Below are 1,951 nucleotides of genomic sequence, written 5' to 3' on the forward strand. Positions count from 1 at the left end.
AACCACCTGAAGGGCAAAACCGCCAGAAAACTCCTTCAAGAATTCCCCGAACTGAGGAGTAAAACAACGCACGGCAGGCTCTGGTCCCGCTCCTACTTCGTCGCCTCAGTCGGCTACATAACTGATGAGATCGTCAAACACTACGTTGAAACCCAATGGGAGCGTGAGTTGAAACGAAGAGGAGCGTAACCCTCAAACTCCAGCCCTCGAAGGCCCAAAAGAAAATCCTCTTCGAGTTAGCCGACGTTGGAGCCAAAGTCTGGAACAGGGTGAACTACCTTCGCAGGCAAGAATTCTTCGAGGGCAAACCCGTTGATTTCCTTAAAACCGAGAAAACCGTTTACGAGGAATTCAAAAAGGAAATCGGCTCGGCAACAGTTCAGCAAATTTGCAGGAAGAACGCCGAAGCCTGGAGAAGCTTCTTCGCCCTCATTAAAAAGAAAAAAGAAGGCGAACTACCAGAAGAATTTAAACCAAAACCACCGAACTACTTGAAGAAAGATAAACGGAGAAAGCCATTAATCGTCCTCAGGAACGACCAGTATCAGATTGAAGGCAATAAGTTAATCCTCAAGGGCCTCGGCAAGTTCAAACGCCTCGAAGTCCAGTTTAAAGGTAGAATACACTTGAGAGGCAAGCAGGGGAGGCTGGAAATTCAATACAATCCAGCAAGACGGAAATGGTATGCTCACATTTCATACACTGTGGAAGAAAGGCTTTATGGTGAAGAATGGATTAAGCTCCCAAGAGACCCCTTGGGTAACCTCTCCGCTGGAATTGACCTTGGAGTAAACAACCTGATGGCCGTTTACGTCGAGAACGGAGAGAGCTTTCTTGTTAGCGGGCGTCCCGTGAAGAGCATTGATTTTTACTGGCGGAGGAGGATTGCGGAATACCAGTCAAAACTCAACAAGTCAGGGCAGGAGAGAAGCAGGAAACTCAAGAGAATGCACGAGAAGGCTAAGCTCCAAGCCAGGCATTACATCAACACTGCAGTTAGGCAAACCGTTGAAAAGCTCTACCGCCTCGGAGTTTCGAGGATTGTGGTTGGTTATCCCAAAGGTATTGCCAAAAAGCCAAATAAGGGTAAAAAGCAAAATTTTGTCCTCTCTCACGTTTGGCGTTTCAATACTGTGATTCAACGGCTCAAGGAGGTGGCCGAGGAGTATGGTATTCTGGTTGAGGTTGTTAATGAGGCTTTCACTTCTAAGCTTTGCCCCGTCTGCGGGAAGCATCACGAGGGGGCGAGATTTGTTCGGGGATTGTTTAAGTGTCCCGCAACGGGGCTTATCTTCAACTCCGACTTGGTTGGAGCGTTTAATATTTTGAAGAGGGCTGTGGAAACCATAACCCCGAACTTGGGCGGTTTGTACGCTCAAGGGAGGGGTAACTGGCCGAAGGCCCGGCCAGAGGGGTCGAAGACCCGCTTTAGTTTGGGTCTGAATGAAACCCCTCAAACCTCTCCGCCTTTAGCGAGGGATTAACTCGTTGGAACCCTCGCCCTTCACGGCGGGGAGGAGGTCAGCTGGTAACGGGGGCAGAACCAAATTTTATTCGGAAAGCCAAAATCGCTGAATTTATATATGTCCCTAGAATGAGTTGAAGCAATGTCCAAAAAACACGCCGTCGGTGCGGTGCTGCTGTGGTCAACGGTTGCCTCGGCCTTCAAGCTCTCCCTGCGCTACATGAGTCCGCTCCAGCTCCTGTTCTACGCCTCCCTAACCTCACTCATGCTCTTCGGAATCCTCTACGTGAGGGAATTCTCTCCCCGGAGGGAGAACCTCCGCTCGGCCTACCTCGGCCTGATAAACCCCCTCCTGTACTACATCGTGCTCTTCTCGGCCTACGACCGCTTACCCGCACAGGAGGCGCAGGCGCTCAACTACACCTGGCCGCTGATGCTTGTCCTCCTCTCGATTCCGCTGCTGGGAAAGCGGCCCGGGGCGAGGAC

The 1,951-nt window shown here is 50.8% G+C and carries 2 protein-coding genes and 1 pseudogene; all 3 read left to right on the forward strand.

Annotated features, from left to right (window positions below; genetic code table 11):
- A partial coding sequence (locus APY94_RS12745; RefSeq protein ID WP_211259706.1) for a transposase occupies nucleotides 1-189 on the forward strand: 189 nt, incomplete at its 5' end.
- Nucleotides 177-1,484 (forward strand): annotated as a pseudogene (locus APY94_RS12750) (RNA-guided endonuclease InsQ/TnpB family protein); the annotation flags it as partial. The gene APY94_RS12745 and the pseudogene APY94_RS12750, both read left to right, overlap by 13 nt.
- Nucleotides 1,485-1,607: 123 nt before the next feature.
- On the forward strand, nucleotides 1,608-1,951 hold a 344-nt coding region (locus tag APY94_RS12755; RefSeq protein WP_157065561.1), incomplete at its 3' end, for a DMT family transporter.

The organism is Thermococcus celericrescens (assembly GCF_001484195.1).
Taxonomy (GTDB): domain Archaea; phylum Methanobacteriota_B; class Thermococci; order Thermococcales; family Thermococcaceae; genus Thermococcus; species Thermococcus celericrescens.